This is a genomic window from Kribbella sp., from assembly GCF_035687465.1.
GTDB lineage: Bacteria > Actinomycetota > Actinomycetes > Propionibacteriales > Kribbellaceae > Kribbella.
The window spans coordinates 22958-29505 of the sequence record NZ_DASRXP010000469.1 but is presented as its reverse complement, the minus strand read 5'-3'; the positions used below and the strand labels follow the sequence as shown (position 1 = coordinate 29505).

The window sequence follows — 6548 nt, the reverse complement described above, 5'->3', positions numbered from 1 at the left end:
CGTTGAGCAGCCGGACGCCGTTGTGCCAGCAGACGGCTCGGAGCCACTCATCACCGAGCTCGAGTCGTTCGAGCGACTCCAGTTGGACGGCGTACTCGTACGGGATGTTCGGGAAGTCGGAGCCCAGCACGATCTTGTCCTGTACGGCGGCCAGCCGGGGCAGCAGGTCGTTGGGCAGTGGGCTCATGGCCTCGACGAACGGGGTGAAGGCCATCGTCGTGTCCAGGTGCACGTTGGGATACGTCTCGGCCAGCGCGAGGTGCTCGGCGTACTCCGGCATCCCCAGGTGGGCTATGACCGCGGTAAGCCGCGGGTGCTTCCGCAGTACCTCGCCAATCGGCCCAGGTCCGGTATGCCGACCGGGGATCGGACCAGAGCCACAGTGCACGACCACCGGTACGCCGGCGTCGGCCAGCTGACCCCACACGGCGTCGAGCTCGTCATCGCGCGGGTCGTAGTCGCCAACCTGGACATGCACCTTGAAGATCCGCGTCCCAAGCTCCAGCGCCTCCTTCACGTACTGCGCGGCGCTGGGCTCCGGGTAGAACGTCCCGCTCGACACGCAGCCTGGTGTCTTCGCTGCGAAGTCCCGGGCCCAGGCAGAGAGCCAGGCAGCCATGTCCGGCTTGTGCGGATAGACCAGCGCGGGGAACTCCCTCACCCCCAGCTCCTGCAAGGTGCGCAGGCGGTCCGCCGCGGGCGTGCGGTACGTGACCGGCCAGGCGGTGCCGTAGTGCTTCTCAGCCTGATCGAAGTAGCCCCAGACCGCATCCATCACTTGGTCCGGCAGGAAGTGAACATGCACATCCACCAGCCCGTCGAGCCCCAACCGCCGCCACCACCCAGGCACCTCTTCGTCACGCACGCCGCCAACTTTAGAACCTGACTTGTTTACAATAACTACGTAATTACGTAGTATCCACAATGTGGAAGAAGCTGTGGATAACCGGTTCGCGGAGCTGGAGCGGCGCATCGCCGCTCTGGAGTCCTCCACGCCCACGGGAGTGTCTACAGCCGTTGATCCAGAGGTGTTCTTCGCGCTGGATGCCCTCAAGGAGCGCGTGAGTGCGCCGGGAGCCGTGCTCTACACCGGGAGTGTCACGCTGCCGGACGAGCGCCAGATCGACTGGCAATACGGTCGCTCGACATCCGACGTACTGGAGGCCGACTGGGCGGAACGCGCCTCGGCCCTGGCGGCTCTGGGCAACCCGGTGCGCCTGACGCTGCTCCGCGAGATCATGCACGGCCAGACCACGGTCAGTGCGCTGAGCGAAGTAGAAGGCCTCGGGACGAGCGGGCAGATCTACCACCACCTCCGGCAGTTGACCGCGGAGGGCTGGCTGCACAGCCCCAGCCGCGGCGTCTTCGCCGTTCCCCCGACACGTGTGGTCGCGCTACTAGCGATCCTGGTCGCCCTAGAAAGGTGAGCATGCCCCCGCGCCCGCGCGGCCTCGGGCGCGGCGCAATTGCTGCTCTCAGCAGCCATCTTCGCCGTCCTCATCTAGCCTCGGGAAAGAAATCTCGGGGTGGGTGTCCATCCGGGGGTGGGCCGTTCGTCGTCCTGATCAGACGGCGAGCAGCCGTCGGTACGACGACTGGAGGCAGACTGTGAAATACATGTTGCTGATCAATAGCGGTGCGATCGACGCAGAGGGTGGAGCGCCCGGGTGCACCCCGGAGGACTGGATGACCTATGACAAGTCGGTCCGTGAGTCCGGGATCCTGGTCGACAGCCACTCGCTGGCCGATCTCGTCACCGCGACCACGGTCCGCGTCACGGCGGCCGGCGAGCGGCTCGTGACGGACGGCCCGTTCGCCGAGACCCGTGAGGTCCTTGGCGGGTACTACGTGATCGACGTACCGGATCTCGACACTGCGATCGACTGGGCCGCTCGTTGCCCGGGTTCGCTCGACGGTGGCTCGGTCGTCGTCCGGCCGATCGCCGACTTCGAGGTCTGACGGTGGACCAGCAGCCCGCGGAGTCGGTACGCGCTTCGGTGGAGGCGGTGTTCCGGGAGGAGCGCGGGCTGCTGCTGGCCTCGCTGGTCCGGCGGTTCGGCGACCTGGATCTGGCCGAGGAGGTCACTTCCGAGGCGATGGAGGCGGCGATGATCCATTGGCCGGTCGACGGGGTTCCGGACAAGCCGGGGGCCTGGCTGCTGACCACCGCGCGGCGGCGGGCTGTTGACCGGCTGCGGCGGGACAAGACCTACGCCGCCCGGCTTGCTGTGTTGCAGGTGGACGCATCCCGGGCCGAGCAGGGCGAGCCCGCGGATGTCTCTGGTGGGCTGCCGGACGATCGGCTGCAGTTGTTCTTCGCCTGCGCACACCCTGCTCTCCACGCGGAGGATCGCGGCGCGCTGACGCTGCGGTGCCTGGCCGGGTTCACCACACCTGAGGTTGCGCGTGCGTTCCTGGTCCCGGTGCCGACGATGGCGAAGCGGATCGTCCGGGCGAAGAAGAAGATCCGGGAGGCGCGGATCCCGTTCCGGGTGCCGGACGTTGATGAGTTGCCACAGCGGTTGCCCGGCGTACTGCAGGTCGTGTACTCGATCTTCACCGAGGGCTACGCGGCCAGCTCCGGGCCGGAGCTCCAACGGCTCGACCTCGCCGAGGAGGCCATCCGGCTGGCGCGGATCCTGCGCCGGTTGCTGCCGGCCGAGCGGGAGATCGCCGGATTGCTCGGACTGATGCTGTTGATCCACGCGCGGCGGGACGCTCGGACCGGGCCGGGTGGGGAGCTCGTGTTGCTCGATGATCAGGACCGGGGCCGGTGGGACCGCTCCATGATCGAGGAGGGTCGCTCGCTGGTACTCGTCGCGCTCTCTGGAGAATCACCCGGGCTGTACGGCGTACAGGCCGCAATCGCTGCTCTGCATGACGAAGCGGCGGACGTCGCGACTACCGACTGGCCGCAGATAGTTGCTTTGTACGACGTACTGTTCGCGCTCACGCCGTCTCCCATCGTCGCGCTGAACCGCGCGGTGGCGATCGCGATGCGCGACGGGCCTGAGGCGGGTCTGGCCCTGCTGGACGAATTCACCGACGAGCCGTTGCTGCGGGGGTATCACCCGTATCGCGCGGCTCGGGCGGATCTGCTCTCCCGACTCGGCCGCCTGCCCGAGGCCGCGGCGGCGTACCGGGAAGCGCTCGAGTTGGCCGGTACCGAACCCGAACGAGCGCACCTCCAGCGCCGCCTGAACGCCATCGACCCGGAGACAACCTGTGAGTGACGCGGGGAGGTTGGCGCGGGGGTGGGATGAGGCGGCGGAGGGGTATGAGGCGTACTTCGCGCCGCGGTTCGCGCACTGGGTCGAGGCGGCTGTGGACGCGCTGGGGTCGGTTCCCGCGGGGCCGATCCTGGTGCCGTGCTGCGGAACGTTCCCGGAGTTGCCGCTGTTGGTCGAGCGGTTTCCTGATCGGGAGATCGTCGGCATCGACCTCTCCGCCGGCATGGTCCGCCTCGCCCGGGACCGGGCCGGCGCCTGGCCGCAGGTGAGCGTGATCGAGGGCGACGCGGCGAGTCTGGACCCTCGCTGGACGGCCAGTTGCGCTGCTGTGGTGTCCGTTTTCGGCTTGCAGCAATTGCCGGAGCCTGACCTTGCGATCCAGTCCTGGTTCAAGGCGCTGCGGCCCTGCGGTCGGCTCTCGGTCGTCTACTGGCCGTCCGTCACCGAGGACGAAGGACCGTTCGCCCTGCTCAAGGTGGTACGGCGCTCGCCGCCCGCCGACCACTCCTGGGAGAACCGCTTGGCCGACTCCATCACTGCAATAGGAGCAACAGTCGATCGCGACGACGAACCGGCGTACCCGATGACGCATCCCGACGCCGCGACCTTCTTCGAGGCGTTCACCCGCCACGGCCCGATGCGCGCAACCGCCAACGCCCGCGGCGACGCCTACATCGACCAACTCCGCAAGGAGTTCCTCCAGCAAGCCCCGGCTGGCGAATGGACTCACCACCCCCACGCCCGCCTGCTGGCTGCAACCCGCTAACTCAGGCGGACTGGTCGGAAAGCCAGAGCTCAGTCAGAGCTGGCAACTGCGCCAAGAACTTCTCCTTCGCGCGACGGATAGGTGGAGCTGAAACTCTCCGTTCGCGAAAGGACCTGGCTTGTTGATCTATTGACCTGCGTCGGCCACCATCAGGTGCATGCGCCTCGTTCGGTTAGCGCAAGCATCGGGATGCGGATGCAGAGGGTACGGGTCCTCAATCGAACGACTGATCGCAGTTTTTCCCTTTGGGCTATTTGTTGGATGAAAGAGAGACTGATCGACCGTGGATCCTACATTGACCGCCCTCGCCGCAGCTGCCGCCGCCACCATTATCAAAGCAATGGCGACCGACGCCTGGTCAGCTGTCAGTTCGGGATTCGCCCGCCTGTTCGGCGACGATCAGGATGACAAAGTTGGCGAGATTTCCGCGGCGATGGAGCAGAGTAAAGATCGAGTGGCAGCGGGTAGCGACTCCAAGAGCACGCCCGTGAATTCAATCGAAGAAGCAAGATGGTCCGGTCGGATTGAGGCCATGCTTGAACGTGACCCCGGTCTTCAGGCCAGGTTGACAGAGTTGGTTCCGTTGATGGAGAGCAGAATTAACAATGCACGCTCGTCAGCAGGTGAAACCAGCATGATCATCTCGTCCGGCCGTGACACCTATGCCGCCGGGCGGGATCAGCATTTCGTACGCCGTAACAACGACGACGGCTAGAAATTGGCTCCGTTGGAAACCTTGACATCGACTGCCTCAAGAGACGCGTATGCAGCCGGCCGAGACCTGAATATTCAGATCGATACGCTGCCGATCCACTTCGAGCCGCAGGATGCGACGGTCGAACCGCACCAGTATGATCGGGACCGGCCAGTGTTCCTGCAGTATCTCAATCCCGAGATACGAGCCTGTTATGGAATGCGATCGAAGCCGACCTACACCGGACGCCAACTAGATCAAGTTCTCCACGCGACCAAGCTGGCTGTTCTGGCAACTGACGAACACCTGATCTTCCCGGCATCATATTTTTACGAGGTGCCAGCGATATCGCTCTACCTACGACGAATAGCACCGCTTGTGGAGTTGGGCATCGTCCAGTATTCGTCGCATATATCGAATATTGAAGAGTATGCCGACCATAAGGCATCAGAATATCGTGAGGACGGAGACAATCCATACTTGGGCGGAGGTCGCGACTCCATCGTCGACGGTGTCCTGTGGCGTCCCAGGTACTCCGCAACTACCGCTATTGATATCAGCGGCAGTTGGCAGAACGCGATCTCGGGTGGCGAGCTTACTCTTACCATTCAGAATCTTGCTCGAGGTTGGCCCCGGAAAGCTGGGCACCTAGAGACGGTAATGGGAGAGGTTCCGACGCGACTAGAGGGTCAGGCGTTTGTTGCGAGATACGTCCGAAACATAGTTCCGGTTCCTTTCTCGCCAGTAGATGTCACGCGCCTCAACATGTTCTTGTCGAGAGCGTACATTGCAAGCTACCTAACGGATCTGAATGCAACGATAGTCGCCAATTTCACCTTCGGAGATCTGAGCTGCGGTACCGGGATGCTCAGCGAGGAGCTTGGTAGGCGTGTCCTCTCTGCGCAGAGGTTCGACCGAAGTTTGAAATGGTTGCGATTGTATGACTTCGTTCATCGGCGTGCGAGTTGGGGGGACCTTGTGGCGTTGAGGTCGACGCCGGAGTTCGGCCTGCTGTTCGCTGCGCTGGTCGATCCCAACCAAGCGACCGCCCTCGCACGAGCTGTCTCGAGAGCTAAACGGCGGACAAGATCAGATGTCGTCGGCACTCTCGACGAGGCGTTCTTGGTCATCGAGGTGACCGCGGCCGAGCTGGAAGCGGGCCGGCGCCTGCAGTTGAGAACGGAGAATTGATATGTACGCAAGTGTAGGAATAGGCTTGGGCCCGGCTGTGCCATATCGAACGTAGGAGTGTAAATGGTTGCGCTGTCAGTTTATTGTTCTGGATCGATCATGAAGGGCGCGGCCGATGAGAAGCGGCTTTGCTGGACCGACGATGAGCGATCAGAAGTACGAGCAGGCGCCTCGCCGAGGCAAGTTGTCTTCCTGAACCCCGATGACCCGATCACGGACCCAGGCAATACGCTAGGACAGTTCGGGCGCGACATGTATCAGGTGATGGTTGCCAGCGCAGTTATTGTCGACGCGCGGGAACGCCGAGGCCTCGGGATCGGTGTGGAGATGGCGGCTGCGGCAACGTTCGGAACTCCAATAATTGTTGTTGCACCGAGAAACTCGAAGTATCGGACGGATCTCCTGGAGTATCGCGGAGTATCGGTCAAGAATTACGTCCACCCGCATGTGGCCTCTCTGTCCGACCATGTTGTCGACGATTTCATGAGTGCCGGCACCGCGCTAGCCGATTTGCGAGACAGTACCGGACTGCGTTCGGATGCCATGCCGGCCTGGCTCAAAGCCGCTATTGACGAGTATTCCGAGAATGTGCTCCTGAAGGATCGGCACATGTTGGATGCTCTGAACGATCTTGGCCTGGATCCCAAGACGATATCTGTCGGCTGAG

The 6548-nt window shown here is 63.5% G+C and carries 8 protein-coding genes; 7 read left to right on the top strand and 1 reads right to left on the bottom strand.

What is annotated here, in order from left to right:
• On the bottom strand, window positions 1-865 hold an 865-nt coding region (locus VFG33_RS24720), incomplete at its 3' end, for an amidohydrolase family protein (protein ID WP_325055331.1).
• Between the two features lie 61 nt (window positions 866-926).
• Here VFG33_RS24720 and VFG33_RS24715 point away from each other — a divergent pair.
• The 7 genes from VFG33_RS24715 (at window position 927) to VFG33_RS24685 (ending at window position 6547) form a co-directional block, all read left to right on the top strand.
• Window positions 927-1427: an ArsR/SmtB family transcription factor gene (locus VFG33_RS24715; RefSeq protein WP_325055330.1), complete on the top strand. Its 501-nt coding sequence runs from the start codon at window positions 927-929 to the stop codon at window positions 1425-1427.
• Between the two features lie 190 nt (window positions 1428-1617).
• A complete protein-coding gene (locus VFG33_RS24710; RefSeq protein WP_325055329.1) occupies window positions 1618-1959 on the top strand; it encodes a YciI family protein in 342 nt (113 codons plus the stop codon).
• Window positions 1960-1961: 2 nt separating this feature from the next.
• A complete protein-coding gene (locus VFG33_RS24705) occupies window positions 1962-3233 on the top strand; it encodes an RNA polymerase sigma factor (RefSeq protein ID WP_325055328.1) in 1272 nt (423 codons plus the stop codon).
• Complete coding sequence (locus VFG33_RS24700; protein WP_325055327.1) at window positions 3226-3996, top strand: class I SAM-dependent methyltransferase; 771 nt, start codon at window positions 3226-3228, stop codon at window positions 3994-3996. Before VFG33_RS24705 ends, VFG33_RS24700 begins: the two co-directional genes overlap by 8 nt.
• Before the next feature lie 295 nt (window positions 3997-4291).
• Window positions 4292-4711: a hypothetical protein gene (locus tag VFG33_RS24695; RefSeq protein WP_325055326.1), complete on the top strand. Its 420-nt coding sequence runs from the start codon at window positions 4292-4294 to the stop codon at window positions 4709-4711.
• Between the two features lie 12 nt (window positions 4712-4723).
• Window positions 4724-5881 (top strand): hypothetical protein, encoded by a 1158-nt coding sequence (locus VFG33_RS24690; protein WP_325055325.1) that lies wholly within the window; start codon window positions 4724-4726, stop codon window positions 5879-5881.
• A 63-nt stretch (window positions 5882-5944) separates the two neighbouring features.
• Window positions 5945-6547, top strand: a complete 603-nt coding sequence (locus tag VFG33_RS24685; RefSeq protein WP_325055324.1) for a hypothetical protein — start codon at window positions 5945-5947, stop codon at window positions 6545-6547.
• Window position 6548 lies beyond the last annotated feature (1 nt).